Here is an 18,516-nt window from a genome sequence, read left to right on the forward strand (position 1 = left end):
TCTAGCGCGCGGGTCCGAAAGGGTTGGTGATGCCGGGCATCCACGGATCGTGCGTGGCCGTGCGCCAATGCGCCAGCTGCGTGCGCAGTTCGGCCAGCACGGTGGCGTGTGCCGCATCGCCGGCGAGGTTCACCACTTCGTCCGGGTCGGCGTGCAGGTCGTACAGCTCTTCGGACGGACGATGCTCGAAGGCTTCCAGCGTTCGCTTGCCGAGTCTGGCGCCGGGCGTGGAGGTGATGGCCTTCCACGAGGGCGACAGCGCCACGTCGCTGGCGATGGGTACGCGCAGGCTGGGCTGCAGGTTGAGGAAATAGCTGTAGCGGCGCGTGCGCAGCGAGCGGGTGGGATAGTACTGGTCGATCTCGTGGAACGAATGCGTGGCGAACACTTCGCCCCAGCCGTCGGGATTCGCCTGTTCGAGTATCGGCAGCACCGAGCGCCCCGGCAGCGGCAGATAGCGATAGCCCGCTGGCGGCGACACGTTCGCCCAGTCGAGGATGGTGGGCGTGATGTCGATCCAGCTCACCATGGCGCGGCTGCGCAGCCCGCGCTTTTTCGCGTCGGGAGAACGCACGATCAACGGCAGCCGGATGCCTTCGTAGTACAGATTATCCTTCGCGCCGGGAAACGGCCGCCCGTTGTCCGAGAGATAGATCACCAGCGTGTCGTCCGCGTGGCCGGATGCCGCCAGTTCGCGCAGCAGGATGGCTACGCCGCTGTCCATGCGGCTCACCGCTTCGTAGTACTGGGCGAGATCCTCGCGTACGCCCGGCAGGTCGGGCAGGTGCGAGGGAATGGCGACCTCATCGGGACGGTAGCGCATGCGCGGCACCTCGGGCCAGTCGCGCGTATTGCCGAACTGGGACGCATCGCCCGCGCGGTGCGGATCGCTGTAGCCCATGGTGAGAAAGAACGGCTTGCTGCCCTGCGCACGTATCCACTGCCCGGCGGCATGGCCCATGGCGGCCACGTCGCGGTTGCCGGCCTGTTCGGGCAGCAGCCAGGCGTCATAGGCCAGCGCCGCTTCCGGCTTCACGTGCAGCTTGCCGACCAGCGCCGTGGCGTAGCCGTGCTGCTTGAGCATCCACGGCAGCGTCTTCACGTCCTCCAGCAGGGAGAAGTTGTGCACGTCGTGCGCCAGGCCGTACATGCCGTTGGTGTGGGAATACAGGCCCGTATACAGGGTCGCGCGACTCGAGCTGCACGAGGACACGGACGCATAGGCGTCGGTGAACAGCGTGCCTTCGCCGGCCAGACTATCCAGTGCGGGCGTGTGCACCGAGCTGCCTTCGCACGACAGGTCGTAGCCGTGATCGTCCGCGACGATCAGCAATACATTGCGTGGACCGCTGCTTCGCGGGGTGTGCGACGTGGCCGCGCGCGCCAGCTGCCCGGTCGCGAGCATGGCCCCCGCGGCCACGCCCGACGCCAGGAACCGGCGCCGCGTGAGATTCACGCGGCCCCCTCGGGGGCGATCATCGCCGGCAGCGCGGCGCGGTCGGTTTCACGCTTGAAGAAGAACAGCGTCACCAGGATCAGCATCATCGGCACCAGCGAGAAATAGAACGCATGGATGCCGCCGAGGTTGGAGAACACGATGGCGGTGATGCGCGAACCCAGCGTGCCGCCCAGCGCGGAGAAGATCACGATCAGCCCGGTCATCGCCGCATGCGAGGGCTTGGGCAGCGAGCTGAGCGCCACCGAGTTGATCACCGGATAGATCGGCGCCATCAGCAGGCCGATCAGCGGAATCAGGTAGGCTGCGATGGGCGCGCTCAGCCAGTTCACGTTCGCGCCCACGTGCACCTCGCGCGCCAGCGGCAGCACCAGCAGGATCAGCGCGCCCATGCCCACCACGCACAGGTTCAGAAGCAAGTGCCAGGACATGCGCCGCAACAACTGCCCCGCGATGATGCGGCCCAGCGCGGTGGCGCCGGCCAGGATGCTCGCCATCTGGATGCTCATGGCGTTGGGCAGCTTGAGGATCTCGTTGTTGAAGGTCGGCAGCCACGTGCTGAAGCTCTGCTCGATCAGCACGTACAGGAAGGCCGAGAGCAGGAACACGTAGACCAGGGTGCGCATCAGCAGGCGGTACATGTCGCGCATGGCCTGGCCCATCGACAGGCGCGCCTCGCCGTGTGCGGCCGACTCGTCCATTCGCGCGCCCCACAGCAGCGCGATGGTGCCGAAGCACAGCGCGGCCAGCACCCAATAGACGTTGAACCACGACGGGTTGGCCGGGTTCGCGTGATCGATGAAGGCGCTGAACAGCCAGCCGCTGGCCAGCACGCCGAGCATGAACAGCCCTTCGATGGTGTTGGTGAGCCGACCATGTTCGGCCTTGCTGCCGGTGAGCAGGCCGATGGACGAGTACACGGCCACCTTGGTCAGCGCGAACGACACGCCGATGCAGGTGAACAGGAATTCGGTGGTGTGGAAGCCGGGGAACAGCGGCATGGCCATGCATGCGCTTCCCACGATGCCGAGCGCCAGCATCATCGCGCGGCGATAGCCCAGCTTGGGCAGGAAGGACGCCACCAGGAACGAGGTGATGGCGATCGGCAGATCCTTGAAGAACTCGAGCAGGCTGGCCTGCGGCTTGTCGATGCCGAAGGTGTGGATGGACTGCAGGATGACCGTGCCGACGCTGTTGAGCAGTATCGCGAACACCATGTAGATGGTCGCCAGCGCGACGATCATGCGAAACCGGTTCATGCACACCTCGCGATGTGTTGAAAAAGGTCCCGGGCCACCACGAGGGCGGAGGCCCGGGACAGTCGAGGGAGAGGTCCCTGCGCCAGGTGCGTTCCGGCGCGGCCCCCACAGGCCGCGCCGGAAGCGTGCCGGCTCGTCAGAAGTTGTACTTCACCTGCAGGTTGACCTCGCGGCCTTCGATGGAGCGCGCAAGGATCACGCCGCCTTCGCTGGCGAAGCCGAACAGGCGCGAGTTGCCCTCCGTGATGCCGATCTCGTTGGTCATATTGGTACCTTGCAGGTTCACCTGCCAGTTCTGGCCGATGTTCGCCGTCGCGCCGAACGCCAGCGTGTGGTACTGGCCCAGCGGCTGCTGCTCGATCAGGTCGCCGTAGCGGTTGCCCACGTATTCCCAGGTCAGCCAGAACTTCATGCTGCCGAAGGAGGTCGGGAAATCGTACGAAGGCGTCAGGATGGCGTGGAACTTCGGCTGGCGCTGCAGCTGCATGCCGTCGAGGCTGGCGCACTGCTCGCTGCCATCCTGGGCCATGTACGGCGTGCACGCGGCGCTGTGCGTGTAGTGGCCGTCCATGTAGTTGCCGCTCAGCGCGACCTGGAAGCCCGGCGTGCCCGGAATCGGCTTCACCACCGTGGTGAAGTTGATGCCCTTGGTGGCCGAGCCGTAGTCGAACGAGAACTGCTGGCCGTTGCCCTGCGTGATGGTGTACGGCACGTTGTAGAACAGCTTGCGGTACGCGTTGACGTCCAGGTACAGCCAGTCGGCCTGGTACTTGAAGCCCACTTCCATGTTGTGGATCTTGTTGACCGGCTGGGTGGGCAGGCCGCGCAGGTCATCGAAGCCGGGGAAGTGCACGCCGTCGTTGACGCGGGCGTACACGCTCATGTTGCTCTGGATCTCGTAGTTGGCGCCGATGGTCCACGAGGGGGCGGTCTTGGCGTAGTTGATGTACGTGTTGCCGCCCACCAGATACTGCGCGTTGTTGTTGTAGAGCGTGGCGGGGTTGTTGTCCAGGTCGCCGGTGGCGGTGTTCTGGATGCGGCCGTTGGCTTCCTGGCGTTCCACGCGCACGCCGGCATCGAACAGCCACTTGTCGAGCTTCCACGAATCGGTGAGGAAGAACGCCGTGTTGAAGCCGTTCCATGCCTCGCGGATGGCCGTGGACGGGCCGCTCACGAAGCCCTGCGAACTGGCCAGCACGTCGCCGTTGCTCAGCGTGACCGCGATGGGGTTCGGGTTGTTCTTGGCCTGCAGCAGCATGTTGTTGCCGAGGAACCAGGTGTCGTGGTCGTTGTACACCGCGGTGTAGTTGCCGAGGGTCAGCGTGTTGCCGTCGAACACTTCCTTGCTGATGTGGAACTCGTTCGAGGCGCCCTGGATGCGCTTGTGCACGTACCAGTAGCCCTGCGTGGTGACGTTCTGGTTCATGTCCGCCGCCTGGCCGTTGTTGGCGTACACCGCAGTGGCGGTGGTGCCGGCGGGCAGGTTGTTGGCGGCGATCTGGTCGTCGATGTAGCTGCTGAGCGACTGCGGATTGGCGCCGGTGCTGAAGAAGGCGACCGTGTTCATCTGGCCGCCGGTGAAGTTGAACTTGTCGGAAATGTTCCAGTTGTCGCCGAAGGTCAGGTCGAGGTTGCCGCCCAGCGAGATGATGTCCGCGCCGCGGCCCTTGGAGAGGTCCACGTTCTGCCCGCCGGGCGTGCAGCCGGCCGTGTAGCAGGGCGTGGTCTCGAGGAAGGCATGCCGCACGGCATTGCTGCCGAAGGTGCCGGTGAGCGCGTCGAAGCCCGGGTAGTTCTCGAACTGGCCGCGGCCCGGGTTGAGGATGGGCGTGTCGGTGACGAACTGGTTGTGGTCCTTCAGGTCGCGCGCGTAGAACATGATGGAGCCGCTGTCGCCGAAGTTGTGCGTCAGCGTGGCGGTGAGCGAGCCGCCCTTGTCCGCGGCGAACTGCGGATCGCGCACGCCGTCGGACTTGCGCCAGAAGCCGCCGATGCTGCCGTACCAGCCATCGGCGAACTTGAAGCCGTAGAAGCCATCGAGGCGCACCAGGCCTTCGGAACCGTAGGTGACGCCGACGTCGCCGCTGGGCTTGTCGGTGCCTTCGCGCAGGATGAAGTTCGCCGTCAGGCCGGGCTGGCCGTTGCCGTACAGCACGGCCGGGCCGCCCAGCACGAATTCGGCGTGATCGATGGTGTCGTCGAGACGGAACATCGAGGAGTTTTCGAGGAACGACAGCGTCGGCATCGGGTAGATCGGCGAACCGTTGAGCTGCAGCGTGGCGAACGGCGCATCGCCGCCGCCCGGGAAGCCGGCTACTTCGATGTTCGCGCCGGTCTGGCCGCCTGAGGATTCGGGAAACACGCCCGGCGCCATCTTCAGCAGGTCCGCCGTGCTCTTGGGATTGAACTCGCGGATCTGGTCCAGCGTGGCGGCGGTCACCGAGTACGAGGTATCGATCTTCTTCAGGCCGCCGGTGGCCGCCGTGCCGGTCACCACCACCTGGTCGAGATTGGTGGCGTTCTTCTGGTTGGGCGGGGGCGGCGGAGGAGGCGGCGTGGCGCCCTGTGCCTGGGCGGGTGGCGCGGCCGGCGCGGGCGTGGCGTCCTGTGCGTGGAGCGCGCCGGTGGCGAGCAGTGCGGCAATGCTGGTGACGAGCAGTCTGCGGGTCATGCGTTGCGTGATCATGATGTTCCTCCCCATCAAAATGAAAAACCGTTGTTGTGTATTTCTTGGGATCGGTACTGCCCGCTGTCAGATGGGCCCTGAGCAGTGGTTCGGCACGTCTGCGGCCGATCTCTCCTCATCGGCCGGTCGCGTGTTCAGGTAGCGACGGATATCGAAGGCATCGATACCCGGCAAAATGTCCTCGGCGCGCGAAAGAAACGTGGTGTCGCCCACGCCCACGGCGCGCATGCCGGCCGCGAGAATGCTGTCGACGCCGGCCGCTGCATCCTCCACGCCAAGGCAGTGTTCGGGCGCAACGCCCAGTCCCGTCGCCGCCGAAAGAAAGATTTCCGGATGCGGCTTGGAGTGCGTGATGCGCGATGCATCCACCACGTGATCGAACAGCGCGTGGATGCCCAGGCGCTCCAAGAGCAGCGGTGCGTTGCGGCTGGCCGAGGCCAGTCCCACCCACAGGCCCGCGGCGCGAACGCTCTCCACGGCCTTACGCGCACCAGGAAGCAGTTGCTCCGGTCCGAAGCGTTCGATCTGCTCGATGTAATAGGCGTTCTTGCGATCTTCCAGCGCGCGCTTTTCGTGTTCCGAATACGCGTGCGTTGACTGCTCGAGCAGGATCTCAAGCGAGCCGCGACGATCCACGCCTTTCATGCGTTCAGCAATGTGTTCGTCGAACGGTGCGCCGATCTCGTTGGCGAGCCGTTCCCACGCCGCACGATGCACCACGGCCGTGTCCGCGATGACGCCGTCGAGATCGAAGATCACCGCCTGCAAGGTCGCATTTCGCGAACGCTCGCCATGCGCAAGTACGCGCGATTCGCCATGGCGTAGCACGATGGATTCGCCGGCGTGGCGGAACGCGACGGCGTCGCCGCGGGCGACGGTGTAGCGCACGCCGTTCGTGTCGACGTCCACGCGCAGGTGCGCGCCGCGCCAGGCGATGCCGAAGCGGTAGCTGCGCCATGCATGCGGCAGCTGCGGATGCAGGTGCAGTTCGCCGTCGACGACGCGCATGCCGCCGTAGCCCCAGGCGAGCGACAACCAGCTGCCCGCCATGGCGGCCATGTGCAGGCCGTGCGCCGCGTTGCCGTGCAGGTCGTCGAGATCCACGCGCAGGCTGTCCTGAAAATAGCGCCAGGCCTTTGCGGTTTCGCCCACTTCCGCCGCGATCACGCCAAAGGTGGAAGCCGACAGCGTGGAGTCGTGGACGGTCACGCCTTCGTAGTAGTCGAAGTTGCGGCGCTTGGCGGCGAGCGGAACGTCGTCGCCCGCCAGCATCAGCGCCAGCACCGTGTCGGCCTGCTTGCACACCTGGTGGCGATAGATGGTGAGCGGATGCAGTTCCAGTAGCAGCGGGCGCTTGCCTTCGCCACTGTTGCGCGCGGGCATGCGCGGCTTGTCGAGGAAGGTGTCGTCCTGCGGGAAGATGCCGAGCTCCGCATCTTCGGCGAGATACATCAGCTCGGCGGCGCGCTGCCACTGCATGATCTCGAACGGCTCCAGGCCGATGCGGCGCGAGAGTTCCGCATAGGCGTCCGGAGCGTCGTCGGCCAGCCAATGCGCCACCGCGGCGGCGTCGCGCAGGTGACGCTGCGCCATGCGGTTGGTGTAGTGGTTGTTGTCGACCAGGGCGGTGTATTCGTCCGGGCCGGTGACGCCGTGGATGCAGAAGGCCCCGGCGCGGCGCGGATTGAAGTGGCCGATGTCCAGCCAGATGCGCGCCGTCTCGAACAGCATCTCGGCGCCGGCGTCGCGCAGGAAGGCTTCGTCGCCCGTGGCGTCCACGTAGTGGCGGATCGCCCACGCGACGGCGGCATTGATGTGGTACTGCGCCGAACCGCTGGGGAAATATGCGGAGCATTCGTCGCCGCTGATGGTGCGCCATGCGTACAGCGCGCCGCGTGCGTGGTTGAGTTCCCGCGCGTGGGCGCGTGCGCGTTCCAGCGTGCCGTGGCGATACATGAGCATGCTGCGCGCCACGTGCGGCGCCAGCGTGACCATCGCCGGCAGCATGAACACTTCGGCGTCCCAGAAGTAGTGCCCTTCGTAGCCTTCGCCAGTCAGGCCCTTGGCCGCGGTGCTGCCCTGGCCGTCGCGGCTGCTGGACTGGAACACATGGAAGAGGTTGAAGCGCAGCGCCTGCTCGGTGGCGTCGTCGCCTTCGATGGACAGGTCGGCGTTCTGCCACAGCTGAGCCAGCACGCAGGCTTGGTGGGCAAGCAGTTCGCCGTGGCCGATTCGATCCGCCTGCGCCAGTTCATGGGCGGCGTGGGCGATCAGTTCGGCATCGGTGTCGTGGCCGCCGGGCTGGCTCCAGGCGTAGGCGACGTATTTGTCCAGGCAGACGGACTGCCCCGGCGACAGTTCGCCCTCGAACACCTGCATCACGCCATGCGGCGCGAGGTTGGCCAGGCGAAAGCGCAGGCTGTCGTCGACCACCGCGTGCTGCTGCATGCAGGCCACGCGGATGTCGCTGTGCGCGGTGCGCTGGAGCACGTGGGCCTGCAGTTCGCACGCCATCGCATCGATGGTGGACAGGCCGCCGTCGATGCGCGTGCCGATACGCGGGTCATCGCCCTGCTCGGTGGCGTTGCGCGCGGTGCTGATGGACGACTCCAGCGTCACCGGCCCGGCGTAGTCGACCGAATGCACGCGATAGCGGATGGCCAGCAGGGCGGGTCGATCCAGGCTGACGATGCGCTCGGCCTCGATCAGCAAGGTGGCGCCTTCCGGCGAGCGCCAGCGCAGCTGGCGGCGGTAGCAGCCGTTGCGCAGGTCCAGCGCGCGCTCGAAATGCAGCCACTCGCCCTCGCCCAGGCGAACCGGCGTGTCGCCCAGGCGCAGGTGGATGCGGGTGCCGTCCGCGACGGGGATGCGCGTATCGGTATGGGCGGCGAAACCGGGAAAGCGCTCGTGGTACTCGATTGGCGTGCGCTCCCACGCGCCGGCAAGGAAACAGCCCTGGCTGGGGCTGTCACCTTCCTCCAGCCCGCCGCGCACGCCGAGCGCGCCATTGGACAGCGCGAACAGGCTCTCGTCCTGGGCGAAACCCGCGGGGTCGGTGGTGTGGCGGGTGACGACCCAGGCGTCGTGCGGGGCACGATCGTGGGGCGGCAAGACCTGCGCCGTTTCTCGGTGATCCAACGTCCTCTCCCCGCTCCCGGATGGTTTCTGTTCGACCTGTCGTCCGCGTAGGACAAGCCGGAGTTTTTAGATGCGGGCGGAGCTTCGCAGCAATTGATATCGATATCAAGACATCGATATCAATTGCTGCGGCACAACATGGTTGCGTATGATATCGATATCATGCACGGACGTTGTGCGGGTGCCTTCCCTGCGAATCCGCCCACGCCGGGCCGGGTTGGACGTTTGGGGCGCAAATCGCGACACTGTCCCGGTTTGCCAGGATTGGCCGGCGTGCGAGGTCCGCGCGACCGTTCACAAGACATCGGGGCCAGGTCTTGAGTCGTCTCCCAAAGAACCGCCAGGGCGCCACGCCTGCCGCCAGCCTCACCATGGCGGATCTGGCCAAGGTGGCCGGCGTATCGAAGATCACCGTTTCGCGGGCCTTGAGCGACAGCCCGCTGGTGAATCGCGAAACCCGCGAGCGCCTGCAGCAGCTCGCCCACGAGCTGGGCTACAAGCTCAACGTCAGCGCGCGCAACCTGCGCCTGCGCCGCAGCCATACCGTGGCGGTGATCGTGGAGATGAAACCCTCGCACGACCGCACCATGTTCGATCCTTATCCGCTGGTGCTGCTGGGCGGCATTTCCCAGGAGCTGACGGCGCACGGCTACAGCGTGCTGCTCACCACGAGGCAGGGCGCGACCGCCGCGGCGGTGCAGGCGGCCGACGGTTTGATCCTGCTGGGCCAGGGTTCGCGCCAGGACGCGGTGCGCCGCTTCGACAAGCTCGGCCTTCCGATGGTGGTGTGGGGCGCGCCGGGCGACGAGCACGTGGTGGTGGGCAGCGACAACCGCCAGGGCGGCCATGCGGTGGCGGAGCATTTCATCCGCCTCGGGCGCCGCAATCCCGTGTTCGTGGGCAACCCCAACCATCCGGAGATCTTCGAGCGCCTCACCGGCTTCGTGGATGCGCTGACCGCCCACGGCATCAAGCCGCTACTGATCCGCCGCGACGAATTCACCCTGGCCTCCGGCACGGACGCCATGCATTCGCTGATGGATCGCGGCGTGCCGTTCGACGCCGTGTTCGCGTGCAGCGACCTGCTGGCCATGGGCGCCATCCGCGCGCTCAATCAGCTGGGGCGCAGCGTGCCCGGCGACGTCTCGGTGGTGGGCTACGACGACATGCCGCTCGCGGCGAGCTTCCTCCCGCCGCTGAGCTCGGTGCGCCAGGACTGGCAGGAAGGCGGCACGCTGCTGGCGCGCAAGGTGCTGGCGATGATCAACGACGAGCCCGAGCAGTCGGAAACCCTGCCGGTGGAGCTGATCGTTCGCGAAACCTGAGGAGCGAGAAGTGTGAGGAGCGAGAAGTGAGTGAAGAGGAGTGAGCAGTGAGAGAAAAGCGCGCGCTCGCTAGCTCTCTCTCACTACTCACTCCTCTTCACTCACTCCTGGCTCTTAGCCTGCAGCGGCGGCGTCGCCGGTGGCCTTGCCGATCCGTGCGGGCGTCAGCACCAGGCGGAAGCAGCTGCCGCCGCCGGCCACGCGCACGTATTCCAGCGAGGCCTGGTTGGCTTCGCTCATCTGGCGGGCGAGATAGAGGCCCAGGCCCGTGCCGTATTCGTGCGTGGTGTAGAACGGCTCGAAGATCTGCGCGGCGACCTTGGGCGCGATGCCGGGGCCGCGATCGATCACTTCCAGAATCGGCACGCCGTGCTCGCCGTGGCGCGCCACCACCATCACGCGGGCGGGCTCGCCGGGCAGGCGGCCATAGCGCAGCGCGTTCTGCACGAGGTTCCACACCACCTGCTGCAGCTGCTGCGGGTCGGCCACCGCGGCCACCGGCGTGCTGGCCTGGATGACGCGCAGGGAGCCCTCGCCCAGGTCGTTGCCCTGGCGGTACTCGTCCACGAACTGGTTGGCCCAGGTGCCCAGGTCCAGCGTTTCCGGGCGCGAGCGTTCGCGCCGCGACAGTTGCAGGATGTTCTCGATGATCTCGTTCAAGCGCACGCAGTGGTTGTTGATGATCTCCACCATGCGCTGGTCGGTGGGCGGCAGGTCGTCCGACTCGGCCAGCAACTGCGCGGAATAGCGGATCGCCGCCAGCGGGTTGCGGATCTCGTGGGCAATGGATGCGGACAGCCGGCCCAGCGAGCTGAGCGTGAGCTCCTCCGCGCGGCGCGACACCAGCGAGGTGTCGTCGAGGAAGATCAGTACGTGCGAGTCGTCGTTCGGCGCCAGTCGGCTGAAACGCGGCACCACTTCGGGCACGCCGTCGGCCAGCTGGGTGGCCGACTCGTCCAGCTTGCCCGAGGTCATCCAGTGATAGAGGCGGCGGGACAGTTCCGGCGCCACGCGGCCCAGGTCGCGCTGATCGGCGGCGGGGTTGCCCAGCAGCATCCAGGCCGATTCGTTCATCTGGTGGATGCGGTTGGCGTCGTCCACCAGCATCACGCCGGTCTTCATGCGGCGGATGATCAGCTCGTTGACCTGCGCCAGGTTGGCCAGGTCGACGCCGCGCTGCTCGGCCAGCGCCTCGGTGGCGCGGATCTGCCGGCTCAGCACGTAGCACAGCACGGTGATGGCGAAGTAGGCGAGGCCGAACAGGCTCGATTCGAGCAGCTCCCGGTCCATGCCGGCCTGCCCGTGCTGCACCTCGATGACCGAGTGGCCGATGACGCCCAGCGTGGCCAGCGCCGCGAAAAAGCACGACAGGCGCAGCGGCAGGATCAGCGCGCCCGCGGCCAGGTTCACCGCCAGCATCATGGCGATGCCGATGCGTGCATCGTGCATGGTGATGATGGCCAGCACCGCCGCGATGATGTCCACCACCAGCGCACCCGACACCGCCCAGCGGATCCACGGCGTGGAGCGCCGGGTCAGCGAGAGCGTGCCCAGCGCGAACAGCAGGAACAGCACCGCCACGCCGCGTGCCAGCCCGACGTCCGGCAGCTTGGGCCAGCCCAGGGTGTTCGGGCTCAGCGCCAGGCCGGTATAGACCAGCGCCTGGGCGAGCCGGAAGCAGTTGAGGAACAGAAGCTCGTGCCGCGCCGCTTCGGGAGCCGGGCGTGCGGTGGGGTAGGCGGACTGCACGGTGCTGGACACCTGGCGGGCTCTCGTCGGTCGGAGGGCGGTTTCATCCAGTATAGACGGGGCTTTACCGGCGCGTGGCGGGCGCCCGTCGCCCCTTGCCGAAATGCCCCTCGGTCACCCCGCCCCTTTCCAACCGGGGCCGCTGCTGCGAAAATACCGGGCCGTATTGCGCGGTTTTCGTCATGTCGACAGGCCTGACGGCGGCGCACTGCATCCGGCAGCGCAGGCTTTACTCCGCCGTCGTTCCCCTGACCGTACGGATCACCCACAGTCCGTCACGGCCGCCATGTTTCCCCGTACTCTCGAGGTATCCATGAATTTCCACGAGTACCAGGCCAAAGAATTGTTCGCGAAGTACGGCATCGCCGTGCCGCCGGGCAAGGTCGCCAACTCTCCCGATGCCGCTGTCGACGCCGCCAAGCACCTTGGTGGCACGCAGTGGATGGTCAAGGCACAGATCCACGCAGGCGGCCGCGGCAAGGCCGGCGGCGTCAAGTTCTGCAAGAGCCTCGACGACGTGCGCGCAGCTGCCAAGGGCATGCTGGGCACCAACATGGAAACCTACCAGTCCGCCGGCCGCGCGCTGCCGGTGAACCTGGTGCTGGTCACCGACGCCACCAACATCGCCAAGGAACTCTACCTGTCGATCCTGGTGGACCGTGACACCAAGTCCATCTCGTTCATCGCCTCCAAGCACGGCGGCGTGGACATCGAGCAGGTCGCCAAGGACACCCCGGAAGACATCCACACCATCGTGGTGGATTTCGTGGAAGGCCTGCAGCCCTACCAGTGCCGCCAGCTCGGCTTCGCCATGGACCTCAACGCGAAGCAGGTCGGCCAGCTGACCAAGATCATGCTGGGCCTGTACAAGCTGTTCAACGAGAAGGACCTGTCGCTGGTCGAGCTCAACCCGCTCGCCATCCTCGAAGACGGCAACCTCGCCGCCCTCGACGGCAAGGTCAACTCCGACGACAACGCCGAATTCCGCCACCCGGACCTGGCCGCCATGCGCGACCTGACCCAGGAAGACGCCGCCGAGGCCGCTGCCGTGCAGCACAACCTCAACTACGTGACCATGGACGGCACCATCGGCTGCATGGTCAACGGCGCGGGCCTGGCCATGGCCACCATGGACGTGATCAAGCTGGCGGGCGGCGAGCCGGCAAACTTCCTCGACGTCGGCGGCGGCGCCACCAAGGAGCGCGTCACCGAGGCGTTCAAGCTCATCCTCTCCTCCGACAAGGTGAAGGCCATCCTGGTCAACATCTTCGGCGGCATCGTGCGTTGCGACCTGATCGCCGAAGGCATCATCGCGGCCGTGAAGGAAGTGGGTCTGAAGATCCCCGTCGTGGTGCGCCTGCAGGGCACCAATGTGGAGCTGGGCCGCGAACTGCTGGCCAACTCCGGCCTGGCGATCACGCCGGCCGACGATCTCAACGATGCGGCGCAGAAAGCCGTGGCTGCGGCCAAGGCCTGAGGAGCAAAAGAACCATGAGCGTTCTCGTCAACAAGAACACCAAGGTCCTCGTGCAGGGCTTCACCGGCCAGCAGGGCACCTTCCACGCGCAGCAGGCGCTGGACTACGGCACCAAGGTCGTCGGCGGCGTGACCCCGGGCAAGGGCGGCACCGAGCACATCGGCCTGCCGGTCTTCAACTCGGTTTCCGAGGCGGTGGATGAAACCGGCGCCGATGCGTCCGTGATCTTCGTGCCGCCGCCGTTCGCGGCCGACTCGATCCTCGAAGCCATCGACGCCGGCATCAAGGTCATCGTGGCCATCACCGAAGGCATCCCGGTGCTCGACATGCTGCGCGTGAAGAACGTGCTGGCACAGCATCCGGAAACCGTGCTGATCGGGCCGAACTGCCCCGGCATCATCACCCCGGGCGAATGCAAGATCGGCATCATGCCGGGCCACATCCACAAGCCGGGCAAGGTCGGCATCGTGTCCCGCTCGGGCACGCTGACGTACGAAGCGGTGTTCCAGACCACCAACGAAGGCCTGGGCCAGTCCACCTGCATCGGCATCGGCGGCGACCCGATCAACGGCCTGAACTTCATCGACTGCCTGAAGATGTTCCAGGACGATCCGCAGACCGAAGGCATCATCATGGTCGGCGAAATCGGCGGCAGCGCTGAAGAAGACGCCGCCGAGTTCATCGGCGAATACGTCAAGAAGCCGGTGGTGTCCTTCATCGCCGGCGCCTCGGCCCCGGCCGGCAAGCGCATGGGCCACGCCGGCGCCATCATCTCCGGCGGCAAGGGCACGGCGGCAGCCAAGTTCGCCGCGCTGGAGAAGGCAGGCGTCACCACGGTGAAGTCTCCGGCCGACCTCGGCAAGACCCTCGCGGGTCTGATGAAGTAAGCCGTCGGGTTTTACCACCGATAGAAAAAGGGCCGCAGCGATGCGGCCCTTTTTTGTGCGCGGCAGATCGACTGCCTCAACGCACCTGGCGCAGCCCTTTTCTGGCCGCCTGCAGCAATGCCTCCGTCACCGTCGTCAACGTGCTCGAACGAATCGCCCAGCTCTGCCAGTACAGCGGCACGTCGAGCCAGCGGTTGGGGGCGATGGGCTTGACGCGGCCTTCAGCGATGGCCTTCTCCAGCATCGATTCGGGCGCCATGGCCCAGCCCAGGCTGAGTTCGGCGCCTTCCATGAAGGCGGTGGAGGAGGGCACGTAGTGCATGGGTGGCATGAGCTTCGCGCGCGTGACGCTGTGCATGAAGCGCCATTGCAGCGCGTCCTTGCGGTTGAACACCAGCATGGGGGCGTTGCCGAGTGAGGCGGCGCTGAGGCCCGCCGAAAAGTGGCGCTTCACGAAGGCGGGCGAGGCGACGGGCAGGTAGCGCATCACGCCGAGCTTCTTCACGCTGCAGCCTTGCACGGGCTGGGATTCCGCCGTGATGGCGCCGAGCACGGAGCCGTCGCGCAGCAGGTTGGTGGAATGGTCCTGGTCTTCCACGCGGATGTCGAACAGCAATTGATGCGCATCGTGCAGTTGGGCCAGCGCGGCGAGGAACCAGGTCGCCAGCGAGTCGGCGTTGACGCCGATGGCGACGGTGGTGGGGCCGCTGTCGTCCGGGCCGATGTGGAAGTCGTTCAAGGTTTCCGCTTCCAGCAGGCGCATCTGCTGCACGCTGCGCAGCAGGCGGCGGCCGGCCTCGGTGGCTTCGCAGGGCGTGCGCCGCAGGATCAGGATCTGGCCGAGCCGGTCCTCCAGCGCCTTGATGCGCTGGGAGATGGCCGATGGCGTCAGCGACAGGCGCTGGGCCGCGCCGTCGAAACTGCCCTCGTCGAGCACGGCGGCAAAGGCAGCCAGCTGGGGATTGAGCAGGCTCATATGCGGTTTCTCCAGCCCGGATCGGGGCGCGACATTAGAACAACTAATCCACGCTAAGGATATTTAGTTTTACTAACTAGGACGTCCAGGTCAGAGTGGCCGTCTTTTTCCTGGGGGGCATTCCATGGACTTCACGCCTTATCTTGCGGGTCTTGCCGCTGGCGCGGGGCTGATCATCGCGATCGGCGCGCAGAACGCGTTCGTGCTGCGCCAGGGTTTGCAGCGGCACTACGTAGGTTCCGTGGTGCTGGTGTGCATCCTGGCGGACGTGAGCCTGATCCTGCTGGGCGTGGGCGGCATGGGGCTGGCGGTCAAGGAGCATCCGGGGCTGTTGCAATGGCTGCGCTATGCGGGTGCCGCTTTTCTCGCGGCCTATGGCGCCATGGCCCTGAAGCGGGCATGGCAGGGCGAAAGCGGGTTGCAGCCGGCGGGCGATGGCACATTGAGCCGTGGCCGCGTGGTGGCGGCGTGTCTCGCGTTCACCCTGCTCAACCCGCATGTGTACCTGGACACGGTGGTGCTGCTCGGCAGCCTGTCCACCCATTACGAAGGCGACGCGCGCTGGGTGTTCGCGGCCGGTGCGTGCACGGCGAGCGTGGCGTGGTTCCTCTCGCTGGGCTACGGCGCCCGCCTGCTGTTGCCGGTGTTTCGCAGCCCCAGGGCGTGGCGGCTGTTCGATGTGGCCATCGCGTTGTTCATGCTGACGCTGGCGGTGATGTTGCTGCGCCAGCCGGTGGGGTAAGTCGCACTGAGGGACAGTAAGGACAGCAGGCGCGCGCGGCGGGGAGCGTGCCGGCCACCGGATGCTGCACGACAGGACGTGACGGGAACAGGCGCCCGCCGCCTGACGAAGGTTGCTCGGGTACAATTTCAGGCCCCAGGCAACGGATTCCGATGGCATGTCTTCACTACGCTTCGCGCTTGCGCAGTTCGATTTCCCGGTAGGCGCGGTTGCGGCCAATGCGGCCAAGGTGGGGGATCTGCTGGCGCAGGCGCGCGATGGCGGCGCGGCGCTGGTGGCGTTTCCCGAGCTCACCCTGAGCGGCTATCCGCCGGAAGACCTGTTGCTGCGCCCGAGCTTTCTCGCCGCGTGCCAGTGCGAACTCAACGCGCTCGCGGGCGCCACCAACGGCGTGGCCGCGCTGGTCGGTCATCCGCACAGCCAGGGCGAGGTCTACAACGCCGCCAGCCTGCTGCGCGGCGGCGCCATCGAGCTGACCACGCACAAGCAGGCCCTGCCCAACTACGGCGTGTTCGACGACAAGCGCTATTTCCGCCCCGGCAGCGACAGCGCCGTGGCTATGATCGATGGCGTTCGCGTGGGCATGATCATCTGCGAAGACATCTGGGAGCCCGAACCCGCGGCCAAGGCGGCGGCTGCCGGCGCCGAGCTGATCGTGGTGATCAATGCCTCGCCGTGGGACGACGCCAAGCAGGCCGGCCGCGAGGTGGTGCTGACCGCGCGTGCGCTGGAAACCGGCTGCGCCATCGCCTACGTGAACATGGTCGGCGGACAGGACGAGGTGGTGTACGACGGCGGCTCCCTGCTGGTGAATGCCGACGGCAGCATCGCCGCGCGCGCGCCGAGCTTCGTCGACGCCATGCTCTGGGCGGAATTCGACAGCGAGACCCGCACGCTGCGCTCGGACAACTGGCCGGTCGCGGCGGATGCCTCCCACGAGGCGACCTTGTACGCGGCGCTGGTGCGCGGCATTCGCGACTACATCGAGAAGAACGGCTTCCCGGGTGTGCTGCTCGGGCTTTCCGGCGGCATCGATTCCGCGCTGACGCTGGCGCTGGCCGTGGATGCCCTGGGCGCCGACCGCGTCACCGCCGTGATGATGCCCACGCGCTACACCTCGCAGTTGTCCTTGGACGGCGCGCGCGCGCAGGCCGAACAGCTGGGCGTGGACTACCACATCATCGGCATCGAGCCGATGGTCGACGCTTTCCTCGGCGCGCTCACGCCAGCCTTCGCCGGCAAGGCTGCGGACACCACCGAGGAAAACCTGCAGTCGCGCACCCGCGGCGTGACGCTGATGGCGCTGTCCAACAAGCATGGCCGCCTGCTGCTGTCCACGGGCAACAAGAGCGAGATGGCGGTAGGCTACGCCACGCTCTACGGCGACATGTGCGGCGCCTATGCACCGCTGAAGGACGTCTACAAGACCGTGGTCTATCGGCTGTCGCGCTGGCGCAACGAGCACGCCGCGCGCCTGGGTGAACCCGAGGCGATTCCCACCGCGGTGATCGACCGCCCGCCCTCGGCGGAACTGCGCGACAACCAGACCGACCAGGATTCGCTGCCGCCCTACGACGAACTGGACGCCATCCTCGCGCGCTTCATCGAAGGCGAGCAGTCGCAGGCGGAAATCGCCGAGCAGGGCTTCCACGCCGACACCGTGCGCCGCGTGGTGCGGCTGGTGCTGCTCAACGAATTCAAGCGTCGCCAGGCCGCACCGGGCCCGCGCGTGACCACGCGGGCATTCGGGCGCGAGCGGCGGTATCCGATCACGTCGGGGTGGAAATGAGTAGAGCGAGAAGTGAGTGAAGAGGAGTGAGAAGTGAGAGAGGGCTGGTTAGCCCAGTGCTCTTCTCTCACTGCTCGCTTCTCGTTTCTCACTCCATAAAAAAAGCGGGCAGTGCCCGCTTTTTTTTCGCCCGCCTTTTTCGCTCAATGATGTCCGGAGAACGGGATCGCCTTGCGCAGGATCGAGGGCGCGTGCGGCCACTTCGGATCCTTCAGGTACGGGTGGTCCGGGTAGTTCAGGGCCAGCACCTGGCGCGTCTGGTCGGCGAGGTTCTTCTGGTCCATGCCCAGATAGCTGCGGGTGAGGATGGCCAGTGCGTCGCCGGTCTGCGGGGCCTGCTGGTAGTGCTCGATCACGTACTGCGAGCGGTCGGCGGCGGCCACGTAGGCGTTGTTGCGCAGGTAGAACTCGGCCACGTTGATCTCGAACTGCGCCAGCACGTTGCGCAGGTAGATCATGCGCTGGCGCGCATCGGCGGTATAGGCGCTGTCCGGGAAGCGGCGCGACAGCTCCGAGAAGTCGTCGAACGACTTGAGGTTGTAGCCCTGGTCGCGACGCGACTGGGCCTGGTTGCTACGCTGCAGCAGGCGCTCCATGGCGCCGCCCGTGCGGTCGAAATTGATCAGGCCGCGCAGGTAATAGGCATAATCCACATGCTTGTGGGTCGGATACGTCTTGATGAACCGGTTGACCGTGGAATACGCGTCATCCGGCTGGTTGTCCTTGTACTGCGAATAGGCCAGGTCGAGCTGGGCCTGTTCGTTGTAGTCGCCGGACGGGAAGCGCGCGATCAGTCGCTGGTACGCTTTCGTGGCTGCCGAGTAGTCGGCGTGCTCCATCGAGTCGTGGGCCTTGGCATACAGCTTGTCTACCGGCAGCGTATCGTTGGTGTCCCGCTTGTGGTGGAACATCGAGCATGCGCTCATCGAAAGAGCGATGGCGAGCACGACAAAAACTTTGAAAGCCGGCAGCTTGGTTACGCGCATGAGAAGGGTTCAGATGTTTGAGCGAAAAGGGATGATAGCCGAAACC

12 protein-coding genes are annotated in these 18,516 nt (G+C 66.4%); 5 read left to right on the forward strand and 7 right to left on the reverse strand.

Features of this window, described 5'->3' with window-relative positions; genetic code table 11:
- Position 1: 1 nt before the first annotated feature.
- From BDW41_RS08280 to pgmB, 4 genes are all read right to left on the reverse strand, one after another.
- Positions 2-1,456 (reverse strand): sulfatase, encoded by a 1,455-nt coding sequence (locus tag BDW41_RS08280; protein ID WP_074545422.1) that lies wholly within the window; start codon positions 1,454-1,456, stop codon positions 2-4.
- Complete coding sequence (locus BDW41_RS08285; protein WP_074545419.1) at positions 1,453-2,715, reverse strand: MFS transporter; 1,263 nt, start codon at positions 2,713-2,715, stop codon at positions 1,453-1,455. The genes BDW41_RS08280 and BDW41_RS08285 overlap by 4 nt, the downstream gene beginning before the upstream one ends.
- A 136-nt stretch (positions 2,716-2,851) precedes the next feature.
- Positions 2,852-5,401, reverse strand: a complete 2,550-nt coding sequence (locus BDW41_RS08290; protein WP_074545416.1) for a TonB-dependent receptor — start codon at positions 5,399-5,401, stop codon at positions 2,852-2,854.
- Between the two features lie 66 nt (positions 5,402-5,467).
- Entirely contained in the window at positions 5,468-8,539 is a 3,072-nt protein-coding gene (pgmB, locus tag BDW41_RS08295) for a beta-phosphoglucomutase (protein WP_074545413.1), read from the reverse strand.
- Positions 8,540-8,910: 371 nt separating this feature from the next.
- On the opposite strand from pgmB, the gene BDW41_RS08300 reads away from it, so the two are divergent.
- Positions 8,911-9,864, forward strand: coding sequence for a LacI family DNA-binding transcriptional regulator (locus BDW41_RS08300; protein WP_074545409.1), 954 nt, complete (start codon positions 8,911-8,913; stop codon positions 9,862-9,864).
- 114 nt (positions 9,865-9,978) lie between these two features.
- On the opposite strand, the gene BDW41_RS08305 is transcribed toward BDW41_RS08300, so the two are convergent.
- The gene (locus BDW41_RS08305; RefSeq protein WP_199535299.1) at positions 9,979-11,625 is read right to left on the reverse strand and encodes an ATP-binding protein; all 1,647 of its coding nucleotides are present in this window, start codon (positions 11,623-11,625) and stop codon (positions 9,979-9,981) included.
- A gap of 301 nt (positions 11,626-11,926) precedes the next feature.
- Here BDW41_RS08305 and sucC point away from each other — a divergent pair, with 301 nt between their 5' ends.
- Together sucC and sucD are read left to right on the forward strand one after the other, a co-directional pair.
- Positions 11,927-13,090, forward strand: a complete 1,164-nt coding sequence (gene sucC, locus BDW41_RS08310; protein WP_074545404.1) for an ADP-forming succinate--CoA ligase subunit beta — start codon at positions 11,927-11,929, stop codon at positions 13,088-13,090.
- A 14-nt stretch (positions 13,091-13,104) separates the two neighbouring features.
- Positions 13,105-13,977, forward strand: a complete 873-nt coding sequence (sucD, locus tag BDW41_RS08315; RefSeq protein ID WP_074545400.1) for a succinate--CoA ligase subunit alpha — start codon at positions 13,105-13,107, stop codon at positions 13,975-13,977.
- 76 nt (positions 13,978-14,053) lie between these two features.
- On the opposite strand, the gene BDW41_RS08320 is transcribed toward sucD, so the two are convergent.
- Entirely contained in the window at positions 14,054-14,953 is a 900-nt protein-coding gene (locus BDW41_RS08320) for a LysR family transcriptional regulator ArgP (RefSeq protein ID WP_074545398.1), read from the reverse strand.
- A gap of 124 nt (positions 14,954-15,077) precedes the next feature.
- On the opposite strand from BDW41_RS08320, the gene BDW41_RS08325 reads away from it, so the two are divergent.
- A complete protein-coding gene (locus BDW41_RS08325) occupies positions 15,078-15,695 on the forward strand; it encodes a LysE/ArgO family amino acid transporter (protein WP_074545395.1) in 618 nt (205 codons plus the stop codon).
- Positions 15,696-15,852: 157 nt separating this feature from the next.
- Positions 15,853-17,484 carry an NAD+ synthase gene (locus tag BDW41_RS08330; protein WP_074545392.1) on the forward strand — a complete coding sequence of 544 codons (1,632 nt, stop codon included), beginning with the start codon at positions 15,853-15,855 and terminating at the stop codon, positions 17,482-17,484.
- 143 nt (positions 17,485-17,627) lie between these two features.
- Here the strand turns inward: BDW41_RS08330 and BDW41_RS08335 are convergent, their stop codons facing one another.
- Positions 17,628-18,470: an outer membrane protein assembly factor BamD gene (locus BDW41_RS08335; RefSeq protein ID WP_074545389.1), complete on the reverse strand. Its 843-nt coding sequence runs from the start codon at positions 18,468-18,470 to the stop codon at positions 17,628-17,630.
- Positions 18,471-18,516 lie beyond the last annotated feature (46 nt).

The organism is Dyella sp. AtDHG13, from assembly GCF_003201105.1.
Classification (GTDB): Bacteria; Pseudomonadota; Gammaproteobacteria; order Xanthomonadales; family Rhodanobacteraceae; genus Dyella; species Dyella jiangningensis_B.

Bases quoted from the DNA above. Each gene is read 5' to 3' on its own strand.
- BDW41_RS08330 (WP_074545392.1), top strand. From the start codon at position 15,853: ATGTCTTCACTACGCTTCGCGCTTGCGCAGTTCGATTTCCCGGTAGGC.
- BDW41_RS08325 (WP_074545395.1), top strand. From the start codon at position 15,078: ATGGACTTCACGCCTTATCTTGCGGGTCTTGCCGCTGGCGCGGGGCTG.
- sucC (WP_074545404.1), top strand. From the start codon at position 11,927: ATGAATTTCCACGAGTACCAGGCCAAAGAATTGTTCGCGAAGTACGGC.
- BDW41_RS08300 (WP_074545409.1), top strand. From the start codon at position 8,911: ATGGCGGATCTGGCCAAGGTGGCCGGCGTATCGAAGATCACCGTTTCG.
- BDW41_RS08285 (WP_074545419.1), bottom strand. From the start codon at position 2,715: ATGAACCGGTTTCGCATGATCGTCGCGCTGGCGACCATCTACATGGTG.
- sucD (WP_074545400.1), top strand. From the start codon at position 13,105: ATGAGCGTTCTCGTCAACAAGAACACCAAGGTCCTCGTGCAGGGCTTC.
- BDW41_RS08320 (WP_074545398.1), bottom strand. From the start codon at position 14,953: ATGAGCCTGCTCAATCCCCAGCTGGCTGCCTTTGCCGCCGTGCTCGAC.
- BDW41_RS08335 (WP_074545389.1), bottom strand. From the start codon at position 18,470: ATGCGCGTAACCAAGCTGCCGGCTTTCAAAGTTTTTGTCGTGCTCGCC.
- BDW41_RS08290 (WP_074545416.1), bottom strand. From the start codon at position 5,401: ATGATCACGCAACGCATGACCCGCAGACTGCTCGTCACCAGCATTGCC.